The sequence below is a fragment of the Streptomyces sp. NPDC024555 genome (genome assembly GCF_055559335.1).
Window position 1 is genome coordinate 260,099 of sequence record NZ_JBVHKV010000010.1, and the last position, 26,094, is coordinate 286,192.

General features: G+C 72.8%; 22 protein-coding genes. 12 read left to right on the forward strand and 10 right to left on the reverse strand.

From position 1 onward, the window contains the following. Window positions 1-57 precede the first annotated feature (57 nt). Together ACZ4FH_RS19505 and ACZ4FH_RS19510 are read left to right on the forward strand one after the other, a co-directional pair. Entirely contained in the window at window positions 58-1,509 is a 1,452-nt protein-coding gene (locus ACZ4FH_RS19505; RefSeq protein WP_467306120.1) for an MFS transporter, read from the forward strand. Window positions 1,510-1,528: 19 nt separating this feature from the next. Then, a complete protein-coding gene (locus ACZ4FH_RS19510) occupies window positions 1,529-2,080 on the forward strand; it encodes a pyridoxamine 5'-phosphate oxidase family protein (protein WP_467306121.1) in 552 nt (183 codons plus the stop codon). Between the two features lie 127 nt (window positions 2,081-2,207). Here ACZ4FH_RS19510 and ACZ4FH_RS19515 read toward each other — a convergent pair whose 3' ends face one another. From ACZ4FH_RS19515 to ACZ4FH_RS19525, 3 genes are all read right to left on the reverse strand, one after another. After that, window positions 2,208-3,032, reverse strand: coding sequence for a hypothetical protein (locus ACZ4FH_RS19515; RefSeq protein WP_467306122.1), 825 nt, complete (start codon window positions 3,030-3,032; stop codon window positions 2,208-2,210). 521 nt (window positions 3,033-3,553) lie between these two features. Next, a complete protein-coding gene (locus ACZ4FH_RS19520) occupies window positions 3,554-3,955 on the reverse strand; it encodes a DUF6896 domain-containing protein (protein WP_467306123.1) in 402 nt (133 codons plus the stop codon). 241 nt (window positions 3,956-4,196) lie between these two features. After that, window positions 4,197-4,658, reverse strand: coding sequence for a hypothetical protein (locus ACZ4FH_RS19525; protein ID WP_467306124.1), 462 nt, complete (start codon window positions 4,656-4,658; stop codon window positions 4,197-4,199). Between the two features lie 381 nt (window positions 4,659-5,039). Between ACZ4FH_RS19525 and ACZ4FH_RS19530 the strand changes: the two genes are divergently transcribed. From ACZ4FH_RS19530 to ACZ4FH_RS19540, 3 genes are all read left to right on the forward strand, one after another. After that, window positions 5,040-5,885, forward strand: a complete 846-nt coding sequence (locus ACZ4FH_RS19530; RefSeq protein ID WP_467306125.1) for a MerR family transcriptional regulator — start codon at window positions 5,040-5,042, stop codon at window positions 5,883-5,885. A gap of 315 nt (window positions 5,886-6,200) precedes the next feature. After that, entirely contained in the window at window positions 6,201-7,064 is an 864-nt protein-coding gene (locus tag ACZ4FH_RS19535; RefSeq protein ID WP_467306127.1) for a DMT family transporter, read from the forward strand. A 117-nt stretch (window positions 7,065-7,181) separates the two neighbouring features. After that, complete coding sequence (locus ACZ4FH_RS19540; protein ID WP_467306128.1) at window positions 7,182-7,610, forward strand: YunG family protein; 429 nt, start codon at window positions 7,182-7,184, stop codon at window positions 7,608-7,610. Window positions 7,611-7,762: 152 nt separating this feature from the next. On the opposite strand, the gene ACZ4FH_RS19545 is transcribed toward ACZ4FH_RS19540, so the two are convergent. Beyond that, complete coding sequence (locus ACZ4FH_RS19545; RefSeq protein WP_467306129.1) at window positions 7,763-8,731, reverse strand: hypothetical protein; 969 nt, start codon at window positions 8,729-8,731, stop codon at window positions 7,763-7,765. 3 nt (window positions 8,732-8,734) lie between these two features. Beyond that, a complete protein-coding gene (locus ACZ4FH_RS19550; RefSeq protein ID WP_467306131.1) occupies window positions 8,735-9,094 on the reverse strand; it encodes a hypothetical protein in 360 nt (119 codons plus the stop codon). A gap of 47 nt (window positions 9,095-9,141) precedes the next feature. On the opposite strand from ACZ4FH_RS19550, the gene ACZ4FH_RS19555 reads away from it, so the two are divergent. Together ACZ4FH_RS19555 and ACZ4FH_RS19560 are read left to right on the forward strand one after the other, a co-directional pair. Further along, entirely contained in the window at window positions 9,142-11,970 is a 2,829-nt protein-coding gene (locus ACZ4FH_RS19555) for a CHAT domain-containing protein (RefSeq protein ID WP_467306132.1), read from the forward strand. Between the two features lie 200 nt (window positions 11,971-12,170). After that, the gene (locus tag ACZ4FH_RS19560) at window positions 12,171-13,490 is read left to right on the forward strand and encodes a tetratricopeptide repeat protein (protein WP_467306133.1); all 1,320 of its coding nucleotides are present in this window, start codon (window positions 12,171-12,173) and stop codon (window positions 13,488-13,490) included. A gap of 178 nt (window positions 13,491-13,668) precedes the next feature. On the opposite strand, the gene ACZ4FH_RS19565 is transcribed toward ACZ4FH_RS19560, so the two are convergent. Beyond that, entirely contained in the window at window positions 13,669-15,051 is a 1,383-nt protein-coding gene (locus ACZ4FH_RS19565; protein WP_467306135.1) for a M64 family metallopeptidase, read from the reverse strand. A 476-nt stretch (window positions 15,052-15,527) separates the two neighbouring features. On the opposite strand from ACZ4FH_RS19565, the gene ACZ4FH_RS19570 reads away from it, so the two are divergent. Next, window positions 15,528-16,931 carry a helix-turn-helix domain-containing protein gene (locus ACZ4FH_RS19570; RefSeq protein ID WP_467306137.1) on the forward strand — a complete coding sequence of 468 codons (1,404 nt, stop codon included), beginning with the start codon at window positions 15,528-15,530 and terminating at the stop codon, window positions 16,929-16,931. Window positions 16,932-17,018: 87 nt separating this feature from the next. On the opposite strand, the gene ACZ4FH_RS19575 is transcribed toward ACZ4FH_RS19570, so the two are convergent. The 4 genes from ACZ4FH_RS19575 to ACZ4FH_RS19590 form a co-directional block, all read right to left on the reverse strand. After that, window positions 17,019-17,795 carry a class I SAM-dependent methyltransferase gene (locus ACZ4FH_RS19575; RefSeq protein WP_467306139.1) on the reverse strand — a complete coding sequence of 259 codons (777 nt, stop codon included), beginning with the start codon at window positions 17,793-17,795 and terminating at the stop codon, window positions 17,019-17,021. Window positions 17,796-17,963: 168 nt separating this feature from the next. Beyond that, a complete protein-coding gene (locus ACZ4FH_RS19580; RefSeq protein WP_467306141.1) occupies window positions 17,964-19,148 on the reverse strand; it encodes a HEAT repeat domain-containing protein in 1,185 nt (394 codons plus the stop codon). Between the two features lie 201 nt (window positions 19,149-19,349). Continuing rightward, complete coding sequence (locus ACZ4FH_RS19585; RefSeq protein ID WP_467306143.1) at window positions 19,350-19,886, reverse strand: GNAT family N-acetyltransferase; 537 nt, start codon at window positions 19,884-19,886, stop codon at window positions 19,350-19,352. Window positions 19,887-19,958: 72 nt separating this feature from the next. Beyond that, window positions 19,959-20,747, reverse strand: a complete 789-nt coding sequence (locus tag ACZ4FH_RS19590) for a VOC family protein (protein ID WP_467306223.1) — start codon at window positions 20,745-20,747, stop codon at window positions 19,959-19,961. Between the two features lie 899 nt (window positions 20,748-21,646). Here ACZ4FH_RS19590 and ACZ4FH_RS19595 point away from each other — a divergent pair. From ACZ4FH_RS19595 to ACZ4FH_RS19610, 4 genes are all read left to right on the forward strand, one after another. Further along, a complete protein-coding gene (locus ACZ4FH_RS19595) occupies window positions 21,647-22,384 on the forward strand; it encodes an AAA family ATPase (RefSeq protein WP_467306145.1) in 738 nt (245 codons plus the stop codon). 174 nt (window positions 22,385-22,558) lie between these two features. Beyond that, window positions 22,559-23,032, forward strand: coding sequence for a hypothetical protein (locus tag ACZ4FH_RS19600; protein WP_467306147.1), 474 nt, complete (start codon window positions 22,559-22,561; stop codon window positions 23,030-23,032). A gap of 157 nt (window positions 23,033-23,189) precedes the next feature. Next, a complete protein-coding gene (locus ACZ4FH_RS19605; protein ID WP_467306148.1) occupies window positions 23,190-24,881 on the forward strand; it encodes a DUF885 domain-containing protein in 1,692 nt (563 codons plus the stop codon). 161 nt (window positions 24,882-25,042) lie between these two features. Beyond that, entirely contained in the window at window positions 25,043-25,984 is a 942-nt protein-coding gene (locus tag ACZ4FH_RS19610) for a hypothetical protein (protein WP_467306150.1), read from the forward strand. Window positions 25,985-26,094 lie beyond the last annotated feature (110 nt).

Here is a 26,094-nt window from a genome sequence, read left to right on the forward strand (position 1 = left end):
GGTGGCGAAGGCTTGAGGCACCGACCACACCTCACACTCCGGAAGGAGTACCTCGTCATGAGTACGCTGAACGCCTCGGGCGGACTGGGCACACGCAAGTGGGGCATCCTGCTCGTCCTGTGCGGCGCGATCTTCCTCGAAGGCATCGACGTGGCCATGCTCAACGTGGCCCTGCCGTCGATCCGCACCGATCTGGGGCTCTCCACCGGTGAACTGCAATGGGTCATGAGCGCCTACGTGCTCGGCTACGGCGGCTTCATGCTGCTCGGCGGACGGGCCGCCGACCTCTACGGGCGCCGTCGGATGTTCGTCCTCTGGCTGGCCGTCTTCCTGCTGTTCTCCGGACTCGGCGGCTTCGCCACCGAGGGATGGACCCTGATCCTCGCCCGCTTCGTCACGGGCGTCGCCGCGGCCTTCATGACCCCGGCCGGCCTGTCCGTCATCACCACCGGCTTCGCCGAGGGACCGGAGCGGAACAAGGCCCTGCTCATCTACTCCGGAACCGCCGCGGGAGGCTTCACGATCGGCCTGGTCGCCGGCGGGCTGCTCACCGCCGTCGGCTGGCGGTGGGTGTTCTTCGCCCCGGTCGTGCTCTCCTTCCTCGTCCTCGTCGCGGCCCTCGTCCTCGTCCCCCGCTCGGCCCGCCCGGACAGGACCGGCAGACGCATCGACGCGCCCGGCGCACTCACCATCACCACCGCCCTCCTGCTGACCGTCCTGGGCATCGAGCGCGCCACCCACGCCGCACCGGCCGTCACCGCCGTGACGCTGCTGGGCGGTCTGCTGTTCCTCACCGCCTTCGTCGCCATCGAACGACGCACCGCCGAACCCCTCGTCCGCCTGTCGATCCTCCGCCACGGCCCCCTGGTCCGGGCCAACCTCTCGGCGCTGCTGTTCGCCGCCGGATTCTTCGGATTCCAGTTCCTGGTGGTGCTCTACCTGCAGGAACTGCGCGGCTGGTCCACCCTCCAGACGAGCTTCGCCATGCTGGTCGTCGGAGTCGACGCGGTCCTCTCGCCGACGCTCACCCCCCGACTGGTCACCCGGTTCGGCAACGCCAAGGTGATCCTGGGCGGCCTCCTGCTCGCGGCGCTCGCCTACGGACTGTTCCTCCCCCTGGCAGCGGACTGGAGCTACGCGACGATGTTCCCGAGCCTGATCCTCCTCGGGCTCGCCTTCTCCCTGGCGTACGGTCCCCTCACCATCGTGGCGACGGAGGGCATCGCGGAGGAGGAGCAGGGACTCGCGGGCGGTCTCCTCTACACGGCCTTCCAGTTCGGCGCGGCACTCGGCCTCTCCGCCGTCACCGCCGCCGGCACGGCGGCCTCGGGCGCCGCGACCCCCGCGGCCCAGCTCGACGGCTACCGCGCGGGCCTGCTCGTCCCGTTCGCGGCCGCCGCCCTCGCCGCCGTCATCAGCGCCTTCGGCCTGCGCACCCGGCCACGCACGACCGCGCCCGCACCGGCCGGTCCTCCCGCCGAGCACGCCGACGTCCCCGCCTCCCGCTGACAACCGAAAGGACACCCGCATGACCACCGTCGTCACCGCGTTCTCCGAGATCCAGCGCACCTTCGCCGACCACGTCCGCGACATCGGCTGCGCGACCATGGTCACCGTCGACCACCGCAACCGCGCCCGCGCCCGGACGGTGATGCCGGTGCGGGAGGTCGTCGACGGCGCCCCCGTCGGCCGGCTCGCCGCATTCCGCACCCCCGTCAAGAGCGCACACCTCGCGGCCGACCCCCACACGACCTACGCCTCCTGGAGCCCCCGGCAGAACGCGGTCTTCGTGGACGGCGTCTCCACCTGGGCCGAGGACCGGGTCTCCAGGACCCACGCATGGGACCTCTACCGACGAGGCGGCCCACCCGGCGCCGGCTACGACCCCGTCCGCTACTGGCCAGGCGGCCCCACCGACCCCGGCCACCACGTACGGCGCATCGACCCCCGGCGCGTACAACTCGTCCGCGGCACCGACCTGCGCGGCACCCTGTGGAGCAAGCCGGACCAGGCCCGGACCCCAGCCCCGGTCGCTGCCGGCGCCCCGGCACGGCATCCCGCGGAGCCCGACGCCGGCTGACCCCGGGAACGGCCGACGGCCCCGCTCCGGCAACCACGGGGCGGGGCCGTCGCGCCGACCGGAACCGGCGGGTGCCGAGCACTCCCTCAACCGCGCCGTCCGGAACCGGCGCGTACGGAGCACTCCCTCAACCGCGCCACCACGGATCGCGTACGAACAGGCTCTCCTCGCCTGTGCACGCGGCGCCGTCGGAGATCTCCCCGGTGTCCAGATTCCAGCCGACGACGCCGTTGCCCTTGCGGCCGAGTTCGATGAGGCGGTTGCTCTCGGTCCGGGTCCCGGCGGTGACCTGGCAGCGGACGATCGACGTCCATGCCTGTCCGTCGAGCGCGGCGACGAAGGACAGCACGGGAAGCACGAGCGCCGTCAGACACAGGGCCGCCCACTGTTCCAGCGCCGCGGCCCGGCGCAGCGCCCGTGACGGGCGATAGCCGCCGTCGTGGTCTCCCGCAGTGCTGCGGTGACCGGAATGCCCGTGCGGGCGCCGTCTCCCGGTGCGGTACTCCACAACGACGCCCTTGCGCAGCACGTACGCGGCCACCCCCGTCCCCACGCCCCACCACGGACCGAAGAAGCACGCGATCACCACCCCCATGGCGGCCGGATCGACCACCGTCAGGGCCGCGCGCCGGAGCCCCCGCAGCACGCCTCCCTTCACGGGAACAGCGCCCCGCGCCGCGAACAGGGCGAAGACGACCCGGGAGACGACGACGGCCAGCACCGAGGCGAGAAGCGGATCGGTGAGCACCATCCCGATGACGACATCCGGCCAGTTCGCCGGCTCCATCCCCACGAACACATCACGCGCCGCCGCCCCGCCCCCGACCGTGTAGGCGACCTTCGTCACCGGCACCGCGAGCGCGATCGCCAGCAGCACCGTGTGCCCGGGACCCCCCTGACGGTCCGCCGACCGGGCCTCGGCCCCTTCGTCCCGTCCGGATTCCGTCTCCACGTCCTTCCCCGCCACGACGCCTACCGACCGCCGCGAACAGCCACGCCCCGCCCCCGGACGACCGCACCCCCGAGACCCCACCGCCTCCCCGGAGCACCATCGGCCGTACGCCGCCCCTCACCCGGGACCCCTGTCCCACCCATGAACCCTCCCGCCTCCGAACGACCGCGGTGCCCCATGGCATCGCCGCACCTGCCCGCCAGCCTCGCCCGCCCCGCGCCCTCCGGCCATCAGCACTACTCCGACGGGCCCAAGCGGAACGCGTACGGGAGTGGCGGGGACATGGTGCGGGCGCACGAGGCACGATCCCGGGGGAGCAGGGAAGCGGAACGACCCACGGGCACGGGCAGCACGGCCGCGCTGCGTACGACCGGGTCCGGGCCGTCGAGCCCACCTGCGTCCCGCCGCACGAGAGCAAACCGCTCCGCACCCGCCCCACGCGCCGCACTCCACCAGGGCCTGCTCGAACCGGCCTGCAGCCTCAATGCCCCCCGCCGCGTGCGAACCGCGCCCCGACGCGATCAGTCGACGACGCCGAACCAGCCCGGCCGCACCTCGACCAGCAGCGGCCGCAGCGACAGCGCCGCCGCCCGCAGATCCTGATCCGTGGCGTCATGGGGCTCCGGCAGACTCAACCCGTACTGGCGCAGTCGCCAGAGGTCGAAGATCTGGCCTCCGTCGGCGGCGAAGTCCACATCGATCTCCGTGCCGTCGTCGGCGACGAAGCGGCAGCCTGCCCCGTGAACGGTGTAGGAGTAGGCACCGATGCGACCACTCGGCCTGATCCGGCGCGACCGGACCAGGCCGAGGACATCTGCGAGTCGGTCAAGCGAGGGGATCGCCGCCTTCATGGCCCCGTCAACCGCGTTCAGAGCATGGACGTAACCGTGCACAAGGTCCCGTGCGTTCTCAGCGCGTTCCATGCGGCGTCACTCCCCCGAGCCCGTGGTTGAAGGGATTGTTCCACGGGGTCGCGAGCTTCTGCGCAGGACGGCATTCTGAACGATCACTCAGCCCCAGCGCGTCCGTTCAGTGGCGCGGAAGACCTCGGCGGTACCTTCCTCGTGCTCGCTGTCGCCCGCACGCCGCACCGGCTCCGCAGCGCCTCCGGCTCAGCGGCGCTGACCGTCCTCGCACACGGGTCGCGCCTCGCAGCGTGGTGCCTCATGGCAGCGGCGCGGACTCGACGGCCTCGGGGAACCCCAGTTCATCCAGCAGCGCATCGAACTGTTCCTCCACGAAGGTCTCGTCCCTGCGCAACAACTCCTCGATCCGGGACTGCGGCGCGGCAGCACGGACACCGGCCGCCGCAGCCCATGCGGTCGCACCTCGTGCGTCGGCCGGCACCTCCGCGTCCAGCTCCGCCCGCTTGTGTGCGACGGCCTCCTCGAACTCCGGGGTGGCCGCCCACAGACTCACATCGTCCACGTCCTCGGGTTCCTCGACGAGCAGAGCCGCGGCCGTGCCCAGGTTGAGCCACGCCTGCCACCGCCGCCCTTCCGTGTCCAGACCGGTCACGAGGGCAACGCTGCTGTCGGAGACGTCGGCGACACAGACCGGTGCACCGGTCCACTCGACCAGGGCCGGGAGATACACGTCCTCCCAGATTCCGTGCTTGAGCTGCACGGTTCGCCAGCCGTCCGGTCGCGACCCCCACTCGTGTACATCGTTCTTCAGGCCTGGACCGCGGCCACGGAAGACGGGCGCGTCCAGCAGCCCGTACGCGCTCCGCGCAAAGACCAGATGACCGGAAAACCCCATGGAACCCCCTCGTCCGATATCAGCGCACCCTACGGGTCGGCACTGACACCACCGGCTCGGCCGCGTGCCGGCCGGCCGGCACGCCTGAGTGGTCGGCGGCCATCGGCCAGACCCACGGCGGTGCCGGGACGGATGGGAGAGCGGTCGCCCCGGGTTCGCAGGTGCCCCGGAGGCACCCCAGTGGGGCGTGCGTCCTCCCGCGACGGACTTGACTCTCAGGTGGCGGGAGACGGCACAGTCGGTGCCGTGGACAGGAAAAGCATGCTGCCGATCGGGCAGTTCTCGCAGGCCAGCGGCCTCTCGATCAGCGCGCTTCGGCACTACGACGCCACGGGCGTGCTGGTGCCGGCGTTCGTCGATCCGGTGAGCGGCTACCGGTACTTCCGGCGTGACCAGGTGCGTACGGCGCAGTCGGCGCGGGCGCTGCGGCAGTTGGACATCCCCGTCGAGGAAGTGCGCCGACTGCTCGATGGCGGGCAGGAAGCGCTGGCCACCGCTTTGCAGGCGCATCTGGCGGCGGCCGAACGGCGGCTGGAGATTCAGCGTTCCCTGGTCCACGGCCTGTTGAGCCGACTGACCGAAGGAGCAGAGATGACCCATCAGGTGACCGTCCGCCAGGGACCGGCCGAGCGGATTCTCGTTCTCGGGGCGACCGTGGACCATTCCGGGCTCGACCCGTTCCTCCGCCGTGCCTATCAGGAGATGTACGCAGTCGCCGGCCGTGGCCCTCTCACCTTCACCGGGCCCGCCTTCGTGCGCTTCCACGGCGTGTGCGACGACGACAACGAGACGCTCGTCGAGGCGTGCCTGCCGTTCCGGGAGGACGGCGCGCAACCCACCGGCCTGTCCGAGGACATGAGCGTGCGCGACCTGCCCGAGAACACGCTCGCCTGCACACGGATCGAGGGGGACGCCGCCGCGTTCCCGCGGATCCTCGGCGCCTACGACGCCGTCGCCGACTGGATCACCGAGCACGGCTTCTCCTTCGCGGGCCCGGTCCGGATGATCTACCGCCGCTGGACGGGGACACCCGACGACCCGGGCAACCGGCTGGAGATCGCCTGGCCGATCGACGAGCCCGCCGACGACTAGGGGCGGTCCGGAGCCTGGGACACGGTCGGCAGCACTGTTGTGATCGCCGATGGTGCCTGCCGCACCCCGGTCCGACCATTCCGCATCACCGCACACCCGGCCCGCCGCCGAGAACCCCGCCCGGCAGGGCTGCCGGACCGGCAGGAAGCCCACGGCACCTTCCACCGCAATGGTCCGTGTCCGCGGCGGTGAGGCCGTATGGACCAGCGCCCCGTGCGGGGGATCGTTCCCGATGTGAGCATGTAGTCCGACCGTGACCCCGGACTCCGGGCGGCTGGGCCCCGGCCCGCGTGCGTCCGCGGAGGTGATCGCCCCGTGCTCGTGCTGAGCGTCCTGGCCGCCCTGCTCGGCGCGATGAGCAACGCCACGGGGACCGTGCTCCAGCGCAAGGCAGCGCTCAACGTTCCCGCGAGTCATGCGCTCAAGCCCCGGCTGTTCGCCGATCTGGCGCGGCAGCCGGTGTGGGTGGCCGGGATCGGGGCGGTCGCGGCGGCCGCGGCGTTCCAGGCGCTCGCTCTGGCCGCCGGGCCGCTCGCCCTGGTCCAGCCGGTCTTCATCCTGGAACTGCCGTTCGCTCTGATGATCGGCTCGTACGTGATCCGGCGGCGCCTTCCGGCGTCCGGCTGGCGGGCGATCGGATACATCGTCGTCGGGCTGGCGGTGGTCCTGGTCGCGGCCCATCCGCACGGCGGGAACGCGCAGGCGCCGATGACGCTCTGGGTGCCGGCGATCGTCGTGTGCCTCGGGGCGATCGCGGGCCTCGTGGCCGTTGCGCGCAGGCTGCCGTCGGGCCTGGGACGCGCCGCGTGTCTGGGCACGGGGTCCGCGGTGGCGAACGCGCTGACCGCGGCCCTCATGAAGTCGGCCGCCCGCACCTTCGCCGACGACGGGGCCGTCGCGTTCCTGTCCGTCTGGCAGACGTACGGCTTCGCCCTGTGCGGCGTCCTGGCGATCGTCCTGCTGGAGAACGCCCTGCAGTCGGGACCCATCACGGCCTCCCAGCCCGCGCTCACACTCGGCGACGCCCTCGTCAGCCTCGTTCTGGGGGTCGTGCTGTACAAGGAGGAGATCGGCGACGGCTGGTGGCTGCTGCCGATGGGAGCGGGACTTGCCGTGATCGTGCTGGGAACCCTGAGGCTGTCACGTGTCGCCTCGCAGACGCGCATCCTGCCGTCGTGACCAGCAGCCGGCCCTCCCCGTACGGGAGGAGGCGAACGGGATTCCTCACCCGGCACCGCCGCGTGTGAGGCCCTCGGTCCTCGGCCCGTTGTCAGTGGCGGATGCGATGCTGGCGGCATGACCTCGTGGAACCTGCTCGACATCGACAAGGCTCTGCGCGCCGCCTGGGCCGCCGACACCTGTTCGCCGGACGACCTCGATCGGTGCGGATGGCGGCCGGACAACCCCGCGTGGGGTCACTGCGACATCACCGCTCTGGTCGTGAACGACATCTTCGGCGGGGATCTCGTGGTCGGCGAGGTGCACTGCAGAGGAGAACAACAGGGCTTCCACTGGTGGAACCGGCTGGCCAGCGGTGTCGAGCTGGACCTGACCCGTGAGCAGTTCCGGGACGGCCAGATCGTCACCGGGGCCCGGGTGGTCTTGCGCCCGCCGGGGCCCCTGCCCAGACGCTGGGAGGAGTACCTCCTGCTGCGCGAGCGGGTCGGCCGGCAGGTCGGTCACCTCCCCGAGCCCGCCGTACGGCCGACCGCGCCCGCCGGGTGACGGCGGATCCGGATCCGCAGCCGTCGGGCACCGGCGGTGTCGCTGTCCGGGCGGGGCCTCGTGCTCCGAGGGTGTTCCCGATGACGCGGTGACGGCGAAAGACCCTAGGTCCCGGGGCACTGGCGGTGGCCGTGGACGACGAGGACGGCGGATCACGTCCCCTTGCGGAGGGTACGGGTGATCTCCAGGCCCTCGGCGGCGGTGAGCCGTTCCTCGCAGGGGATGCCCAGGGCGGTCGCCAGGTCCCGGCCGTGCAGGTCCACCGCCGCTTCGACGAGCTCGGCGAACTCGTGGACCGCCAGCCGGGCCTGCCGCCAGGCCCCGGTGAACGTGACGGCGACGATCAGCGCTGCGGGCCACCACCACAGGGCGGGCAGTACGTACAACAGCCCCCAGGCGGCACGGCGTGCCGCTGCGGTGAGTGCGGTCCGGGCCGCCTGTATTTCGCTGTGGGCGGTCTCCGGAAGCAGGAGCCAGAGCCTGGGCCAGGCCGAGGCGAGGTCGATGGCGTACGCGCGGTGGACCCGGGCGTCCGCCGCCAGCAGCCGGTCGCCCATCCAGGTCGGGCGGGCCGGGCGGGAGAGGGCGATGAGGTTGCGGGCCTCGCCCAGTTCGGCAGTGGTCGGCGCGGGGGTGCGGTCCGCCGGGTCGTCGGGGACGGAGGAGCTGTCCGGTGCGTCCGGTCCGGGGACGGCACGGGTTTCCGCAGCGGCGCGCAGCGCCCGTCGGGTCAGTGCCTGCCGGTAGCGCGCGTCCGCGGCGCTCCACCGCTGTGCGCGACGCCGGGTCAGGGCGCGGGCGGCCGGGTGCAGGGGCCGGGGCCAGTCACCGAGCCAGAGCCTTTCGACGCCGCCGCCGAGCGCGCCGGCCAGCCGGCTGGTCCCGGCGGAGGCCGCGAGGACGAGGGCGGCGACCAGGACGACCGTCCCGGGGGAGTGCGTGGCGGGGGTACCGGCCAGGGTGTCGATACGGTCGACCAGCAGACCGTGGCCGAAGGGGTCGCGATGGCCGAGGACCGAGCCGGCCGCGGCCACGGAGAGGTAGAGGAGACCGGGCAGCACGAGCAGCGACAGCCAGGTGTCGGCGAGCTTGCCGCCGAGCGTCGCCAGGAACGCCGTCATCGCTCACCACCTCACCAGGCGCAGCGGAAGGGCGAACAGCTCGCACCGGCCGGCGCCGTCGAGCACCACACGGTCGCAGACGCCCGCCGGACACACATGGGCCTCCTCCACGGGATGCCCGGGGCCCAGGTAGGGCAGCGCCGCACCCCCGGCGGCCCGCAGTTCACCGAGGCCGCGGGCCATGCCGCACCGGCGGAGCAGCTCGTCCATGTCCGCGAGGAGCCGCTCCGCGTCGCCACCCGCGCGGAGCCCGGACAGGATCGTCTCCAGCGCAGGCAGCTGGCCGCGGCGTGCCACGACGGCCCTGATGCCCGTGAACTGGTCGCAGAGTTTCGTGAGTTGAGGCGAATTCCGATCCGTCATCCCGCATTCCTCCCGCGATGCCGATGCCGCCTCGTACGGTAACTCCTATGACGGCCGCGGGGCGTGACGACTTGGTACGGGCCCTTGGCGCCAGGGTGCTGTTGTACCGGTCCTCCCTGGACCAGGACGCGATTGTCTCCCCGCAGGCACTGGTCGAGGTACGGGAACTGATGCGGCTCGTGGCCGACCCCTCGGCCGACCCGGAGGCCGTCCGGGCCATCGCGGACCTCCATCTCTGCCGGAGCGTGGTGCTGGGCGGGGAACGCGGCCGGGAGGACTCCGTCATCGCCGCGGCGCTGGCCCGGTACCTGGAACCCGGGGGACAGCCCGACGCCGTGGCCGAGCCGGTCGACGGGCGCCCGGCCCACCTTCTGGCGCAGGCCGGTGACCGGGTGGCGGCGGCCGAACGGCACAGGGATGCCGCGTTGCTGCAACAGGCCCTCCACGCGGCGAGGGCCGCGGTCGACGGCATCCCCGTGCGGGCGGGCCCGGTCCGGGCCTCCGCCCTGGCCCTGTGGGGAATGGCCCTGAGGCTCCGTTACGAGCGCGGCGGTGATCCCTCGGACCTGGACGCGGCCATCGGCGCCTTCCGCGAGGCCGACGCCGCGGCGGGCAGCCGGCACCCCGACCGCGCGGGCATACTCAGCGGGCTCGCCGCCTCGCTGCGCGAACGCCACGAACGCACGGGAGGTTTCGAGGACCTCCTGGAAGGAGTACGGACGGCCCGCGCGGCCGTGGAGGCGGGCGGCCCGGCCGGCCGCGGAGGCAGGCTGCACAACCTCGGCCTCGCGCTCAGGCTGCGCCACGAGCGGACCGGGGAGCGGGCGGACCTGGAGGAGGCCATCGCCGTACACCGCGAGGCCGTCGCCCTCACACCCCCGGGCGACCGCGATCATTCCCTGTTCCAGCAGGGCCTGGCCAACGCATGGGACGCCCGATTCGAACGGACCTCCGCCACCGAGGACCTCCAGGCGCGCATCCACGCCCTGCAGGCAGCGGTCGACTCGACGCTCCGGACCGCACCCGGAACCGGGGACGAGGCGGCCCCGGACACCGGCGGCAGGGCAGCGGCCGACGCCCTGACACGGGCCGGAGCCCTGGTCAACCTCGCCTCCGCGCTGACCCGGCGCTACGAGCTGACCACCGACGACGAGGACGCGGACCGCGCCGAGGGCCTGTTGCGGGCCGCGGCGGCCGTCCTGCCCGCCCCGCACGCGCGGCACGCCGCGATCATGTACCAACTCGGCCTGGTACTGGCTGCCCGCGACCGGCCGGGAGCGGAGTCCTGTCTGCGGGCCGCCGCCCTCCACCCCTCGGCCGCGCCCCGGCTGCGGCTCCGGGCGGCCCGTGGCTGGGGGCACGCGGCGATGAAGGACGGCCGGCCCGAGGAGGCCGTCACCGCCTACAGCGCGGCGATCGCCCAACTGCCCGCACTCGTGCCTCGCCACCTGCACTTCGCCGATGCCGAACACGCCCTCGGGGAGAGCGGACTCCTGGCCGGCGACGCGGCGGCCTGCGCCTTGTCGGCCGGTGACCCGGCCCTGGCACTGGGCCTGCTGGAGCTCGGCCGCGGTGTCCTGCTGGGGCAGGGGATGAAGGACGGCGACGAACTGGCGGAACTGCGTGTCCACGCACCCCGGACCGCCGACCGGCTCGTGCGGCTGCGCACCCGACTCGACGGCGCGGACGACGGGACGACCCCCGACGAACGTCATGCGCTGGCAGCGGAATGGGACCGGCTCCTGGCCGAAGTCCGCGCCCGGCAGGGCTTCGAGGACTTCATGCGCCCTCCCCGCCCCGAGAGACTGCTGCCTCTGGGCGAGCAGGGACCGGTCGTCGTCATCAACGTCAGCCGCTACCGCTGTGACGCGATCGCGGTCACCACCGAGGGGCTGCGCGTCATTCCCCTTCCCGGCCTCGCCCTGTCCGGGCTCGTCCACCGGACGGCGGATCTGCTCACCGTCCTCGACCGGCTCCAGGACCCCGCCGGAGCCGGTCCGGAGGCCCAGGTGGCGGCCGAGGACGACATCGACGGACATCTGCGGTGGCTGTGGGACACGGTGACGGGTCCCGTGCTCGACGGCCTGGGCATCACCGGCCCGTCGAAGACCCGGCCGCCTCGGGTGTGGTGGATTCCCACCGGACCGCTGGCCTTCCTCCCCCTGCACGCCGCCGGACACCACGAGGAGGCGGCGGGCCGCACGGTGCTCGACCGTACGGCCTCCTCCTACACGCCCTCCCTACGGGTCCTCGCACGGAGCCGCCGCCCCGGCACGTCAGCGGCCACCTTCCTGGTGGTCGCCGTGCCCGAGGCGCCGGCGGCACCGCCCCTGCCCGGAGCCGCCGAGGAGGCGGCCGTACTCACCGGGCTGCTGCCCGGGGCGCGGTTGCTCACGGGCGGCGCAGCCACCCGCGACGCGGTCGTCGCCGCCCTGCGCGACCACGCCTGGCTGCACTTCTGCGGACACGCCACCGCCGAACCGGGCACGGGCTCGGGAAGCCGGCTGATCGTCCACGACCACCTCGACCACCCGCTGACCGTCGCCGGGATCTCCCGTCTCGATCTGGCCGGCGCCGAGCTGGCGTACCTGTCCGCATGCCACACGGCCCGGACGGGCTTCACCGCCGTGGACGAGGCGCTCCATCTCGCGGGCGGCCTTCAGATCGCCGGATTCCGCCATGTGGTCGCCACGCTGTGGAGCATCGACGACACGGTGTCCGCGCGGATCGCCGAGCGGGTGTACGCGGGACTGGGCGCGCCGCGGCCGAGGGCCGACCGCGCCGCGTATGCCGTCCGCGAGGCGGTCCGGGACATGCGCGACCGGTATCCGCTGACGCCCTCCCTGTGGGCGGCCCACCTTCACGCAGGCCCGTGAACACCAAGGGCATACAGGGGAGTTGGCTCGGGAATATCCTGTCCTGGGCGTGATGACGGCATACCGGCGTGGGGGGCGGCATGGGCGCGTGGTGGAGGAGAGCGGGCAAGGCCGGAAGAGGCGGGGGGCGGAGCGCGCGGGGTGGTGCGGCACCGGACCGGGACGACCTGATCAGGGCGGCCCATCGGTACGGAACCCCGGTGCCGGAAGACCTCGTCCGGGAGGCCGCGGAGGCGGGCGGGGTCGAGGCCATGACCGTCTACGGGATCGGCCTGGGCAACCGGGGACTCCTCGACGAGGCCGAGGTCTGGCTCCAGCGGGCGCGGGCGGCCGGTGACCCGATGGCGTCCATGGCGTTGGGCACGATCCGCATGGACCGCGGCGACTTCGACGAGGCCGAGCGCTACTTCCGGCCGGTCGCCGACACCGGGAACAGCGGGGCCCGGCGAGCCATGGAGGAACTACGGGCCCTGCGCGCCGCCGAGGCCCGCAGGGCCCCGAGGCGGCCTGCGCCGACGCCCGCTCCCGCACCGCGTCCCCCGACCGCTCCGGCGGCCCCGGCGCCTTCGGCGACGGCCGGCACGTCAGCGGCTTCCGCCCCCTCCGCCTCCTCGGGGACACCGGCCGCCGCGGGCGCTTCGGCGCCGCCGCCGGGGTCCGCCGTGGAATGGGCCGGCCGACTCCTGCTCCTCAACCTGGACAACGACCATCCCCACGCGCATCTGGCCATGGCCGTCCTCAAAGCCGACGCGGGGCACTGGGACCAGGCCCGCGCCCACTTCACGACCGCGCTGAGTTCCGGCGACCCCGAAGTGCTCTTCTGGATCGCCCAGATGCACATCGCCAACGAAGGACTGCACACGGCGAGACCGCACATACAACGGGCGGCCGACGCGGGGCACCCGCCGGCCCAGCACACCATGGGGGCGCTGCTGGCCGAGGAGGGCCGGACCGCGCGGGCGGAGCACTACTACCGCCTCTCCACCGCCGCCGGACACACCGACTCGTACGTCAACCTCGGCGTCCTGCTGCGCGAGCGCGGCGACCTCGACGGCGCGGAGGCCTGCTACCACAAGGCGATCGCGGCGGGAGACGTCGACGGCATGAACAACCTCGGCAACCTGCTGCGCCAACGCGGCGACCTGGCCGGGGCGGAGCGGTGGTGGCGCCGGGCGGCCGACGGCGGCAGCACCGACGGACTCGTCAGCTACGGCGCCGTCCACGCGGAACGCGGCGACTGGGACCGCGCGGAGGAACTGTGGCGGAGCGCGGCCGAGGAGGGCCACCCCGCGGCGAAGCTCAACCTCGCGTCGGCCCTGATGCGCAAGGGCCGGGCGAAGGAGGCGGAGCACTGGGTGCGCTCCGCCGACATTCCTGCCGCCCCTCCCTCACCACCGGCGGACACCCCGGCCGGCCCCGACCTCGCCGCGGTGGCGAGCTGGCTCAGTGGCGCCGCCGGAGCGGGCGACGCGGACGCCCGCGCGGCCCTGGACCTCATGAACCTCCCTGACGAGAAGTGATCCACCCGGTACATCCGGAGCCCGGCCGGGGGAGGCCCCGCCCGACGCGTCCGCACGCGTAGGACACCGAGGTGCTCGGGGCGTCTCGCGCTGCCCCGCACCCGGGCAGTTCTCCGCCGGGAGGGTGCGACACCCTCCCGGCGGCGTGCCCGTCGTGAGGGCTCGGGGGCGTCGGCCGTCAGTGCCGCGGGCCGGGCCCGTGGGCGGGCTTCGAGCCGGCGGAGGCGGAGATTCTCCAGGTCAGCCTCTCGGTGGCCTCGGCACGGATCTCGGGGTCGCGGATCGAGGCCGTGGTGTCCACCGACTCGACCGTGACGGTGTGCCTCCTGCCGTCGGCGGGCACACCCAGCGCGGCGGGCACGGCGGAGGTGAGGCCCTGGGCCCGCTTCACCCGGACCCCGTCGACGTACCAGCGCAACTCCGGCGCGGCGAGCCCGGTGAGCGCGGCCTGCGTCACGCTGATCCGCTGCTTCCTGCCGATGGTCGTGCCCGTGGCGGTGTCGCTGCTCAGCGCGTTGGCCTCGCGGTAGAACCCGGCGATCATGGCCTCGCGTCCGGGCAGGTTGAACTCGCTGATGTTCAGCGCCCTCATGAGCGAGTTCTCCGTCGGGCGGAACGTCCCGAACGGGTAGTAGCTGCTGCCCTCGTACGTGCCGACGGTGCTGCCCGTGGGGTCGCTCTCACCGAGCCAGCGGTACCACTTGCTCCGGTTGTCCTTCATCCGTGCCGCGGTGAGGATGCTGGAGTTGGGCTCGGTGAACTCGCCGCCCGTCCAGGTGCCGTAGCCGTCGTAGGTGTACTCGTCCGCGAGGAGACCGACCGAGTGGGCGATCTCGTGCGTGGCGATCATGCTCGACTGCGCGTTGTCCGAGGAGAGGGTCGAGACGCCGTCGAAGGGGTAGCCGTACTCCTCGAGACCGGAGTATCCGGCGCCGCCGTACTTGGTGGAGTGGGAGACGACGACGACCAGGTCGGCGTCGGGCGCCTTCTCGGCGTACGAGGCGACCTTGTCGATGTCGGCGCAGATCAGCCGTTCGGTCTGGGAGCACCAGAAGTAGCTGCCGAGTGCGGTGTTCCTGGTGACGTCGGCGGTGGGGTCCCCGGTGATCCCGGACTCGGCGGAGACCGCGTCGACGGTCCAGACGTTCATCAGGCCCTGGTAGCTCGCGTAGGGCTCGACGGCCGTGATGTCCGCCCACTTGGCGGCGGCGGCCGCGTGGAAGGCGTCCTGATCGTCGGCCGTGTAGCCGTCGCCGACGATCACCACGTCCAGCCGGTCGTCGGACGAGCCGGTCACGGCCAGCTCGCCGACCGTGCCGTCGGTCGTCGCCGCGGCCGGCGCGGCGCTCCTGGGGGCGGCGCTCCCGCTTCCCGTCCCGGCGGAGAGCGGGACATCGGTCCGGTGGCCCTCGCCGCCCGGTTCGGGGAAGTACTCGACGCTGACGCTGGGCGTCCGCGCGGGTTCCGGGTCCGCGGCCGAAGCCGGCGCGGCGAGCGCCGCCCCGAGCACGGCCGTGAGCGCGACGCCCGTGGATATGACGGCAGTTCTTCTTGTGCGCATGTCACCCCTTGCTCTGGTGTGCGGGCCGGGCGAGGGGCGGTGGGGAGCTGTCGAGCCGCCGGCGGTCGGGCCCGCCGGTGGCCGGAAGGGCGTCCTCCGACTCCTTCGCCGTATTAAGTTTTGGGTTCACTCTGCTTGAGTTGGCGTTTAACTTAGGGTGTGGGCGGGAGCCGCACAACGGTGAAGGGCGGTCAGCAGGTTGCGTTTGGATAACTGGCGTCTCGGCGCGGTCCTCGGAGCAGCCGGCCCCGCGCGCACCTCGGGGACGTGGCCGATCCGTGTGGGACCATGCGAATCGCTACGGGCAGGAGTCGCGTCGTCGCACCGGACCGAAGTGCCGTACGGCGCGGAAGACGGGAGCGGCGTGCCTGCCCCGCCCGCCGGCACCGAGGTGGTCGGCGGGCCGGCACACCACAGGACAACAGATGACACACACGAAGTCGGGAACTCCGGTGGACGAAATGCGAGGGGGCGGCATGCCCCAGGCCGACGGGGCGGAGACGAGCGGCGTCGGGACGACCCGCCCCGGGTGGACGGGTGACCCCGTCGCGATCGGCCGAAGGGTGAAGAGGCTGCGCAAGGAGCGCGGGCTGACTCAGCGGCAGCTTGCCGAGCCGGAGTACACCGCCGCGTACGTCTCGACACTGGAAGCCGGCAAGGTGCGGCCCTCCGAGGCGGCGCTGCGGCACATCGCCGAACGGCTCGGGGTCGCCGGTGAGGAACTGGCCACGGGCCGCCCCACCCACCTCGCCGCGGAGCTGCGCATGCAGCTGACCGACGCGCAGCGGGTGCTGGCCGCCGCGGACGCCGCGGATGCGCGGTCCGTCTACGCACAGGTTCTCGAACGGGCCGACGAGTACGGGCTCACCGAGGAACGAGGCGCCGCACTCATCGGTCTGGGGGAGTGCGCGCTGGAGACGGGCGAACTGACCGAGGCCCTGGCCCGGTTCGAGGCGGCCGAACAGGCGCTGGCCGGCGAGCCGTTGCCCGCCCGCGCACGGGCCGTCCGGGGCAGGTCCATCGTGCACTACCTGGCAGGGGAACTCCGCTACTCCTGCTACCTGCTGGAAAGCGCGATCGACGAGCTGAACACCTCGGGGCTCCACGACCCGAGCGCGTTGCTCCAGCTCTACACGGCCTCGATCGCCCCCTACATGGACATGGGCGCGCACGCCCGTGCCGCGCAGGCCGCCGAACTCGCGCTCGCCCTGATGCCGCAGGTCTCCGACCCCGTACTCGTCGCGGGCATGCACCGCACCGTGGCCCGCACCCTGATCGCCGAGGGCAGGGCCGACGCGGCCCAGACCTCGTTGACGCGCGCCGCCGAACTCTACGAGCAGTTCCAGATGCGCACCGAACTCGCCCACTGCCACTGGATGCGCGGCTACGTCTGCGCCCAGGACGGCGACCTCGCCCAGGCCGAGGCGGCACTGCGGACCGCACGCTCCATGCTCGTCTCCAAGCGGGCGGCCCTCTACGTCTCCCAGGTCGAGGTCGAACTCGCCGACGTGCTCCGCAGGCGCGGGAAGTCGCAGGAGGCCGCGGAGTTGCTGGAGAACCTGCTCAGCGGTCTCCAGCACGATCGTGGCGCGGTGCACGCCGGAGGAGCCCACCGGCTGCTCGGCCTGATCGCCGAGGAGGCCGGCGATGCCGAGTCCGCCGAACTGCACTACGCCAGTGCGCTGACCCTGCTCGAACAGGCCGGGGCCGCCGGTGACCTGGCCGACATCTGCCGGCTCCTCGGCGACCTGATGCGTCACGAGGGCCGTACGGAAGAGGCACTGAACGCCTACCGGACGGGGCTCGGCCACCGCGCCGAACCCGGAACCACCACACTCGGCCCCGCCCCCGCCCGCCCGCCGGTCACCCCCTGGACCTGATGCGGTGGGACGGGCGGGGGCCACCTGCCGGACGGGCGCCGAACGCCGGGCCACCCGGTCGGAGCGGTCCTGGGGCGGTGGGGTCGGCTACTCGCCGGCGCGGGCCACGAGCAGAGGCTGGAAGAAGCCCGTCTCCTGCGGCAGCCGCCAGCAGGGGTCGGCGAACCCGGCCTTGGCCGCGAGGTCGGCCAGGCGATCCTGGCCGAGTGCCCAGTAGGTGGTCCGACGGACCTGGACGCCCCATTCCCCATCTGTCGGCAGGAGTTGGAAGTGCTCCAGGTCGTAGTGCTCGCCGTCGTCGTGCCAGTGCCAGAGCTGGAAGGTGACGGTCCGTTCTCCGTCGTCGACGCGGTCGGCGGTCCGGTGGACTTGCGGAGGCGTCGAAGCGGGGCGGTCGCGCAACAGGTCTTCGTAGGGGCGCGTGCTGACCAGCAACAGACCGTCGGGACGCAGCACGCGGCGCATCTCGGACAGGGCGGCGTGCACGTCCTGTTCCGTCAGCAGGTGAGGCAGCGAGTTGTCGGCGCAGACGACGGTGTCGAAGTGGTCATCGGGAAAGGGAAGTCGTCGCATGTCGGCGGCGGCCGTGCGCAGGCTCAGGCCCCGACGGGCGGCCTCACGGGCAGCGCGGGCGGCGGCGCGTGGGCTGAGGTCCGTCCCGGTCACGTGGTGCCCGTGCAGCGCCAGGCCGATGGCCTGCGTGCCGATGCCGCAGGAGCAGTCGAGCACCGCCGCGCGATCCTGCCCGATCAGGGCGTCCAGAGCGTCCCCCTGCCGGCGGATGCTCGCGTCCCAGTCCGAGTAGATCAGGTGGTAGTCGTCGGCCAGTTCGTCGTAGAAGTGCGTCACTGATGTCCCGGGCATGGCCCGAGATTATCGTGCCGGGTTGCCGAGAGGCGCGGGCCGCCGCAGCAGCGCGATCACGGCCGCGCGGACCCGCGGCGGCGCTGTGCGTGGGCGGCGGGGAGCACGGTGCGGGTCGCGTGGCATTCCCCCCGCCTCCGGAGCACCTGCCGGGGCGAGGTCGGGGCGTCAGGGGCGGGCGTGGCGCCATTCGTAGCGACGTGCCGCGTCGAGGCAGTGCTCCTCTTCCAGGGAGCCGCGCCGCGGCGGGCCCAGAAGGCGTGCTGCTTCCACGCAGCGCACGTCGTCGTGGACGGCGAGTCCGTAGACGGCCGTCAGCTGGACCGGACGGTCCGCGTCCGCCAACGCAGCCGCCAGGACATCGGCGAGGGCGGGATCGTCGTCCCTGGCCTGGGCAATCGTGCTGCAGGCGGCCTTCCGGACCACGGCGTCGGAATCGGTTGTCAGCCGCACCAGTGCCTCGCGGGCATCGCCGGACAGGGCCGGGGGCGACGACCACTCACGGAACCCCTGCGCCACCGCATGCCGTACCCGGGCATCGGGGTGACCGGCATGGGGGAGGAGAGCCGCCTCCGCCCGGGAGTCGGTGTGTTCACCAAGAGCGACCAGGATCTCGGTGAGCACGGAGACGTCCGTTTCCTCGGCCGACCAGTCGGTGAACATGTCCAGGGCGGGACCGGCGAAGGCGTCCTCGTCGCTGTCGTCGAACAGATGGGTCAGCCGGAGCACTTCGGCACCGAACAACCGGCGGAACGGGTCCGGGTCGGTCCGCAGGGCCGCGGCGGCCGTCCAGGTCGCCTCGTCGCCGCGCCTGCCCAACTGAATGGTGACAGCCTTCCACGTCGCGTGGTTCTCCTGGCCGGCGTGGGCCAGCGCCCGGACCGCCAGCTCGTCGAACGAGGTCCGGGCCCCGAGCAGGTTCTCGACGAACGTGAGGATCGCCCCATGGCCGTCCCGCACGGTGGTGCCCCCGAGGGCGAACGCGTCGACATCGCTGTACTCGTCGTCCTGAACCCGCGTACGGACGAGGGCGTCCCGCGATCCCGTACGGTGTCGCAGTCCGGCCTCGGTCCCGGTCTCGTGCCGGCGGCGTGCGAGGTCCCGCGCCTCCAGGAGCTCGGCCTCGGGATACCTGCCCGAAGTCCCGTGGTCCAGGAGTGCCTCGAACAGAGCGGGCGAACCCGAGTCGACCGCCTCGCTCAGGGAGATGAGGTCCTCGGGCCTGCTGCGGCCGACGTCCGCACCGTACTGGAGCAGCAGTTGCGCGATGTGCCCGGCGTGCAGCCGGACGGCCAGGCAGAACGCGGCATCCAGATGGTCGGTGTCGCTCTTCTCGTGGAGAAGGGTCCTCACCGAGTCGGCGTCTCCAGCCCGGACCGCGGAGATCATGGCACACCCGCCGCCCACCGCATGGCCCGTACCCGCGCTCGTGTCCACACCCATGTCCATGCTCCCCCCAGGCGTTCTCGCACCGCAGTGTAGATATCGGCCAGGAGGAGACGATCCCCACTGCCGCACAGGCCGGCGGGCACGGGTCGCTCGATCCGTGCCCGGTCAGCCCGTCAGGGTCTTTTCGAGGAGTGTGAACGACTTCGGCGTCCCGCCCGGCTGCGGTTTGCCGTCCTTGCGGCCGGCGACGCGGTAACCGGCGTCCAGGTAGTACGCGGTGAGGGGCTCGTTGCCCGCCAGGCAGTCCAGGCGCACCAAGGTCCGGCCGGTGGCTGCGATGCGGTCCTCGGCGGCGTGCAGGAGGCGGCGCCCCGTTCCGGGCGGAACGGTGGCGTGGTCGACCATCAGCCGGTGCACGTATCCGGCGGGCAGTGACTGCGGGCCCCAGGCGTCCTCGTCCTGCCACCACAGCTCCCAGGCCCCGACCGCTCTGCCGCCGGATTCCGCGAGCCATACCTCTCCGGTCTCCATGATCCGGCGGAAGTGATCGGGACCCAGCTCGCCGGGCTGCCACTGGCCGGTGACTCCCCGGGCGAGCAGCCGGCGGGCCGCGTCGTCGCGCAGCCGTACGAGGGAAGCGAGGTCGGTGTCACGGGCGAGGCGGAAGCGCAGCTCGTGGAGGCGCGGGTGCGGGGTGTTCACGAGGTGATCGTCGCACGGGTGTACGGGGCCGGGTGCGGGAAGCGCGGGACGCCTTCCCGCACCCGGGCCGTGTCAGGCCGAGCCCTTCGGGGCGATGACGGAGAACGCGCCGCCCTGGGGGTCGGCGAGGACGGCCATGCGGCCGGCGACCATGTCGAAGGCGGGGGCCAGGACGGTGGCCCCCGCCCGGACGGCGGCTGCCTGGATGTCGTCGACGCTGTCGACGTTGAAGTACGGCTGCCAGTGCGGTGAGACGCCGGGCGGCATGGTGCTCATGTCCATCATTCCGCCCACCGCGCGCCCGTCGACCTGGAACTCGATGTAGCCCTCGGCGCCCTCCATCTCGGAGCGTGCCGTCGTGACCGGCAGCACGGCGGAGTAGAACGCGGAGGCCGCCGCCGGGTCGGGCGTGGCCAGCTCGCTCCAGATCAGCGCGCCGTGCTCGTTGACGATGGCAGCGCCGCCGAAGGTGCCGGGCTGCCAGAGGCCGAGGACGGCGCCCGCCGGATCGGCGATCACGGCCATCCGGCCGAGGTCCATGACGTCCATGGGGGCAACGACGACCTGGCCGCCCGCCTTGGTGACGGCGGCGGTGGTGGCGTCGAGGTCGTCCGTCGAGAGGTACGTCGTCCACGCCGTCGGCGGCATCGGGTCCGGCACGGTGCCGTCGGGGTTCATCGCCTTCATGATCCCGGCGACCGCCTTGCCCTTGAGCGTGCAGACGGTGTAGCCGCCCTGTTCGGGCGGGCCGACCTCGCCCTGCCAGCCGAAGAGGTCGCAGTAGAAGTCGAGGGCGGCCTGCTGGTCGGGAACCATCAGGTCGATCCAGCAGGGGGTGCCGGGCTTGTACGGGCTGTTCATTTCGGGCACGGATGCCTCCGGGAGGCGCTCGGGGACGGACGGGCCGTCCTTACCCGCACCGCGCGCGAGCGGAATCGACCCGTACGGGTGATCGGCACCCGGCCCCCTGACCTCAGGCCGTGATTCCCGGCACCGCCGGACCCGATACGTACGCGATGACCACCGCGTGGGCGCGGCCCTGCGCGCCGGGCCCGGCCACCACGCTGCCTCATGCGGCGTGACCGGCTCCAGGCCCACCCTGCACAGTCCGGCGGTCTCCGGAGCGGACCGGCCGGCCGCCATCACGTGACAGCACCTCCTCTTCCTGGACCGCCAGGGCCGTCGCAGCAGCGCTTCGGCCGAGCCGCGCGGGCGGACCGAGGGGCGGTGACCATCCGGACCGGGGACGCCGGGAAGAGGGGACCGCCTCGCCGTCGGCGACCACCCGTACGGCCCCGCCATCCGGGGGACGGGGGCCGTTTCAGGACGACGCCGCCGGCCCCGGCGGACCGCCTCGACACCGTCGGCCGCCTGCCGAACAGGGTGCGCAGCCCTCTGCGGGGCACCGCGAACCACAACGGGGTGAGCGCGTACGCCGCCCGCGCCTGGCTGGCCCCCCATGCCATCGCTCGCAGCGCCACGAAGGGCAGCAGCGCAACGCTCACCAAGGCGCCGAAGGAGGCGAACAGCGCACCCCGCGCAAGCGATGTCGTACAGCCGCGGCCGGATTCCCCTGAACGCGATCAGAAACCCCGGACCCCCGTTCGCAGGCCGCGCCTCGCACCATGCCCCCGGACCCGGCCAAGGCCCTCGGCAACTGCTCGCGGCGCGGGCAACACCACTGCCGCGCCCGCCCGTTCGCCATCCCATCACGGCCGGCAAGCGCAACGATTCACCACCGCGTGCGGCAGGCTGGGTCCATGCACAACGAAGCCCCGGAACCGACGCACCCCCACCACGTGCCCGACGGACCGCAGGCCGGCTCCCCGACGGAGGCTCCCGACCCGGTGGGCGATGCCTGCCCCGGCCCGCTCGCTCTTCCCCTCCGGGTTCCGGCAGGGCTGGTCGTCCTCGTCGGCCCGCCCGCGTCGGGCAAGACCAGCTTCGTTCGGGCCCTGGTCGCGCGCCGGCGGATCGACGCGGCAGCCGTGGTGTCGAGCGACGAGATCCGCGCGGAACTCTTCGGCAGCGTCTCACCCGCCGAAGCGGAATCGGACGCGGCGGACGCACGGATCTTCGAGGAACGAGACCGCAGGATCGTCGCCAGGCTCGCCGCCGGCCTCACCGTGATCGCCGAGTCGACCAACGTCACGCCCCGGGCGCGCGCACGGCTCGTCGCCCTCGCCGGACGGTTCGACGCCCCGGTGACCATGCTGCGCTTCGACCCCGAGGTCACCGACCTCCTCCACCAACACGCCGAACGAGGCCGTACGGACCTCACCGCCGCCGACGTCCGTGCCTACGCTGCCCTCATGTCCCGGGACGCCGGCGCCGACCGGCTCCGCTCCGAGGGCGCGACCATCGTCCACGACGTCCCCGGACGCCGAGCAGCGACCACACCCACGGAAGCCGCCGCCCTCTTCTCGTTCGCCCGCCGCACCCCACCACCGCCCGGCCGGTCGAGCCGGTCGGGCCCCGGCAGGCGACCGGGCGTGTGACCCGGCCGGTCCGGGCGCAGCACCCAGAGGCGTCGTCGGCCCGGCCGCGGGGCCGGCACAACGAGGTGCGGGAGCAGCCATCTTTCCGGTGTCCACTCTGGGCACCGCGATGTGCGCGCCGCTCTGAGTACGCGTACTCATGCGCATCCCGTGCCCCGCAGGAACGCTCGGTCCATGACAACGGGTAGAGGACCACGCATAGCCCTGCACCTGTTCCTTGTCTGGGTGACGATGACGCCCCTCGTGTCGATGCTCGGCTTCGCGTTCCTGCTGGCGGCATGGGCCGGCGGGACCGCCGCCACCGTGCTCGTACTCGCTCTGGGCGCGCCCCTCGCGATCGGCCTGCTGACCCTGACCGGTCTGCCGGTGGCCGACCTGTGCCCGATGTGCGGCTCCGCCTCGCAGCGGTGGGGCTGGGCGGTACTGGTCTTCGTCCTCGGCACGCTCGGGTTCCTCGCCGGCGTGGCCGCGTACGCCCAGCATGTCGATCTGGGCAGCGCCGGCACGCGGATCGCTCTGACCGGCGTGCCCTACGTGGTGGTCGCCGTCCTCTTCGTACCGAGCCGGCCGGTGCGCCTCGGAGCGCTGGCCTCGCTGGTCGGGGCGGTGGTCTACGCGGCGACGGCCGTACCGGCCATCGGGCCGTAGGCACGGCCCGCGTCTCGTGGTGCAGCCGCCACGGCGTCTCCTTCCTCCGGTCGACGCAGCTCGCGGGCGACCCCGTGGCGGCTGCACCATGGCCCTCTCCGGCTCCCGCGACCGCCCGGTCACGGCCTGCGGGCGGGCAGCACGGGAGGATGACCGCATGACGCAGACCGACAGCCCGCTTCCTCGTCACGTAGCCGACGCATACGTCGACGCCCTCATCGAACTCGACCCGATCACAGGCACGTTCCTCGGCGTACCGGAGAGCTCCAGCCGCCTGCAGGACACCTCGCCGGCCGGCGCGGACGCGCTCGCGGCCCTCGCGCGGGAGACCCTGGCGCGTCTCGGCGAGGCCGAGCGCCTGCCCGGAGCCGGGAGCGGGGCCGAGCGCCGCTGCGCGCGCCTGCTGCGCGAACGCCTCACCGCCGAACTCGCGGTCCACGAGGCGGGCGAACACCTGCGCGCCGTGGGCAACATGGCCACGCCCCCGCACTTCGTCCGCGACGTGTTCACGGCGACGCCGACCCGGACCGAGGAGGACTGGAAGGCTGTCGTCGAGCGTCTGAGGGCCGTACCCCGGGCGCTGGCCGGCTATCGCGAGTCCCTCGCCCTCGGCCTGGAACGCAAGCTGTACGCGGGCCCCCGCCGCACCGCCGCGTTCGCCGGACAGCTCGACGAATGGGTCGACACCGACGGCCGGGGCAACGGCTGGTTCGAGGAGTTCGCGGCCGACGGCCCCGACGCGCTGCGCGACGAGCTGGCCAGGGCGGCCCACGCCGCCACCGCCGCCGTCGCCCGACTGCGCGACTGGATCCGTGCGGTGTACGAACCCGCCGTCCAGCACGCCCCGGACACCGTCGGCCGCGAGCGCTACGCCCGCTGGGCCCGCTACTACAACGGCACCGACCTCGACCTCGACGAGGCATACGCGTACGGCTGGTCGGAGTATCACCGCCTGCTCGCCGAGATGCGCGCCGAGGCCGAACGCGTCGTCCCCGGTGCGGAGACCCCGTGGACCGCCCTGGCCCGGCTCGGTGAGCACGGCCGGCACATCGAGGGCGAGGACGCGGTCCGCGACTGGCTCCAGAAACTGATGGACGAGGCGATCACCGCCCTCGACGGCACGCATTTCGAACTCGCCGACCGGATACGCCGCGTGGAGTCCCGCATCGCACCTTCCGGAGGCGGCGGAGGCCCGTACTACACCCCTCCCTCGGAGGACTTCTCCCGGCCCGGCCGCACCTGGCTGCCCACCATGGGACAGACCCGCTTCCCGGTGTACGACCTCGTCTCGACCTGGTACCACGAGGGCGTCCCCGGCCACCACCTCCAGCTCGCCCAGTGGATACACGTCGCAGGAGACCTCTCCCGCTACCAGGCGACCGTCGGCATCGTCAGCGCCAACATCGAAGGCTGGGCCCTCTACGCCGAGCGGCTGATGGACGAACTGGGATTCCTCTCCGACGCGGAGGAACGACTCGGCTACCTCGACGCGCAGATGATGCGGGCACTCCGGGTGATCGTCGACATCGGCATGCACCTGGAGCTGAACATCCCGAACGACTCCCCGTTCCGTCCGGGCGAGCGGTGGACGCCCGGCCTCGCCCAGGAGTTCATCAGCGCGCACAGCAGCCGCCCGGCGGACTACGTGGAGAGCCAGCTCATCCGCTACCTGACCATGCCGGGGCAGGCGATCGGCTACAAACTCGGCGAACGGGCCTGGCTGCTCGGCCGCGAACGAGCCGAGCGGCGCCGGGGCGAGTCCTTCGACCTGAAGGCCTGGCACATGGCCGCCCTCTCCCAGGGCTCACTGGGACTGGACGACCTCGTCGACGAACTCTCCCGCCTCTGACCACCGGCCCGCCCGGTCGTCCCGGCAGGGGTGGGCCGCGCCGAAGCGGCTCCTCGCGAGACGGGCAGGTGACGGATCGGCACCGGAGCCGCCCTCTGGCCAAAGTCCCGCGCGCGGCGTTGACTTGCCCGGACACGGCAACGGCAGCAAGGGACACCGACGTGCGCGCACGGGGCATCAACTACGACACGGGGTTCCTTCCGGGGGACGGAATCTCCCGGAAGAACTTCACCGCCGAGACGGTCCGGCACGACATGGCGGTGATCTCCGGAGAGCTCCACTGCGACTCCGTACGGATCTCGGGTCGGGAACCCGAGCGGCTGAGCATCGCCGCACAGCACGCCGCGGACGCCGGTCTGGAGATCTGGTTCGCACCCTTCCCCGTGGACCTTCCCCACGACCGGCTGCTCCCGTTCTTCGCCGACTGCGCCGCTCGGGCCGAGGCCGTTCGGGCGGCCGGCGCCGACGTGGTGTTCGTCGCCGGCTGCGAGATCAGCGCGTTCTGCGGCGGATTCATCCCGGGTGACACCTACGGCGACCGTCTACGGGCCATGGCCGACGCCGACATGGAGTGGTGGACCTCCCTCGGACCGGTGCAGGAACGCCTCAACGACTTCCTCGCCCGGATCGCCGCGACCGTCCGCAGGTACTTCGGCGGACGGATCACCTATGCCTCGGCCCCTTGGGAGTCCGTGGACTGGGACGCCTTCGACTTCGTCGGCATCGACGCCTACCGGGCCTCCTACAACGCCGACGGCTTCCGTGACGAGCTGCGCGGACACCTCGCCCACGGCAAGCCCGTCGCGGTCACCGAGTACGGAACCTGCGCGTACCGGGGCGCGGGAGAACGCGGCGGCATGGCCTGGCAGGTGCCGCACGGAGCGATCCCGGACGAGGACGAGCAGGTGCGCTACCTCACCGAACTGCTGGACGTCTTCGAGGACGAAGGAGTCGACACCGCACTCTGGTTCACCTTCGCCGGCTACAGCAGACCCGGGGAGCACGACCTCGGCTCCTACGGTGTCGTCAGGATGCTCGACGAGACGCGCTGGGAACCGAAGAAGGTGTTCCACTCGATGGCCGCCCGGTACCGGCGCGGCTGACACTCCAGAACTCCGGCCCCCGGCAGCGTCGGCACCCCCGATACGACCTGTGGCGCGCGTCACAGTCGGCCCATGTCACGTTCAGGCCTCCTGCTCCCATCTGGTGGGCG

Coding starts and splice junctions, on each gene's coding strand:
- ACZ4FH_RS19505 (WP_467306120.1), top strand. CDS start 58: ATGAGTACGCTGAACGCCTCGGGCGGACTGGGCACACGCAAGTGGGGC.
- ACZ4FH_RS19510 (WP_467306121.1), top strand. CDS start 1,529: ATGACCACCGTCGTCACCGCGTTCTCCGAGATCCAGCGCACCTTCGCC.
- ACZ4FH_RS19520 (WP_467306123.1), bottom strand. CDS start 3,955: ATGGAACGCGCTGAGAACGCACGGGACCTTGTGCACGGTTACGTCCAT.
- ACZ4FH_RS19540 (WP_467306128.1), top strand. CDS start 7,182: ATGACCTCGTGGAACCTGCTCGACATCGACAAGGCTCTGCGCGCCGCC.
- ACZ4FH_RS19545 (WP_467306129.1), bottom strand. CDS start 8,731: ATGACGGCGTTCCTGGCGACGCTCGGCGGCAAGCTCGCCGACACCTGG.
- ACZ4FH_RS19550 (WP_467306131.1), bottom strand. CDS start 9,094: ATGACGGATCGGAATTCGCCTCAACTCACGAAACTCTGCGACCAGTTC.
- ACZ4FH_RS19555 (WP_467306132.1), top strand. CDS start 9,142: ATGACGGCCGCGGGGCGTGACGACTTGGTACGGGCCCTTGGCGCCAGG.
- ACZ4FH_RS19565 (WP_467306135.1), bottom strand. CDS start 15,051: ATGCGCACAAGAAGAACTGCCGTCATATCCACGGGCGTCGCGCTCACG.
- ACZ4FH_RS19570 (WP_467306137.1), top strand. CDS start 15,528: ATGCCCCAGGCCGACGGGGCGGAGACGAGCGGCGTCGGGACGACCCGC.
- ACZ4FH_RS19575 (WP_467306139.1), bottom strand. CDS start 17,795: ATGCCCGGGACATCAGTGACGCACTTCTACGACGAACTGGCCGACGAC.
- ACZ4FH_RS19590 (WP_467306223.1), bottom strand. CDS start 20,747: ATGAACAGCCCGTACAAGCCCGGCACCCCCTGCTGGATCGACCTGATG.
- ACZ4FH_RS19595 (WP_467306145.1), top strand. CDS start 21,647: ATGCACAACGAAGCCCCGGAACCGACGCACCCCCACCACGTGCCCGAC.
- ACZ4FH_RS19600 (WP_467306147.1), top strand. CDS start 22,559: ATGACAACGGGTAGAGGACCACGCATAGCCCTGCACCTGTTCCTTGTC.
- ACZ4FH_RS19605 (WP_467306148.1), top strand. CDS start 23,190: ATGACGCAGACCGACAGCCCGCTTCCTCGTCACGTAGCCGACGCATAC.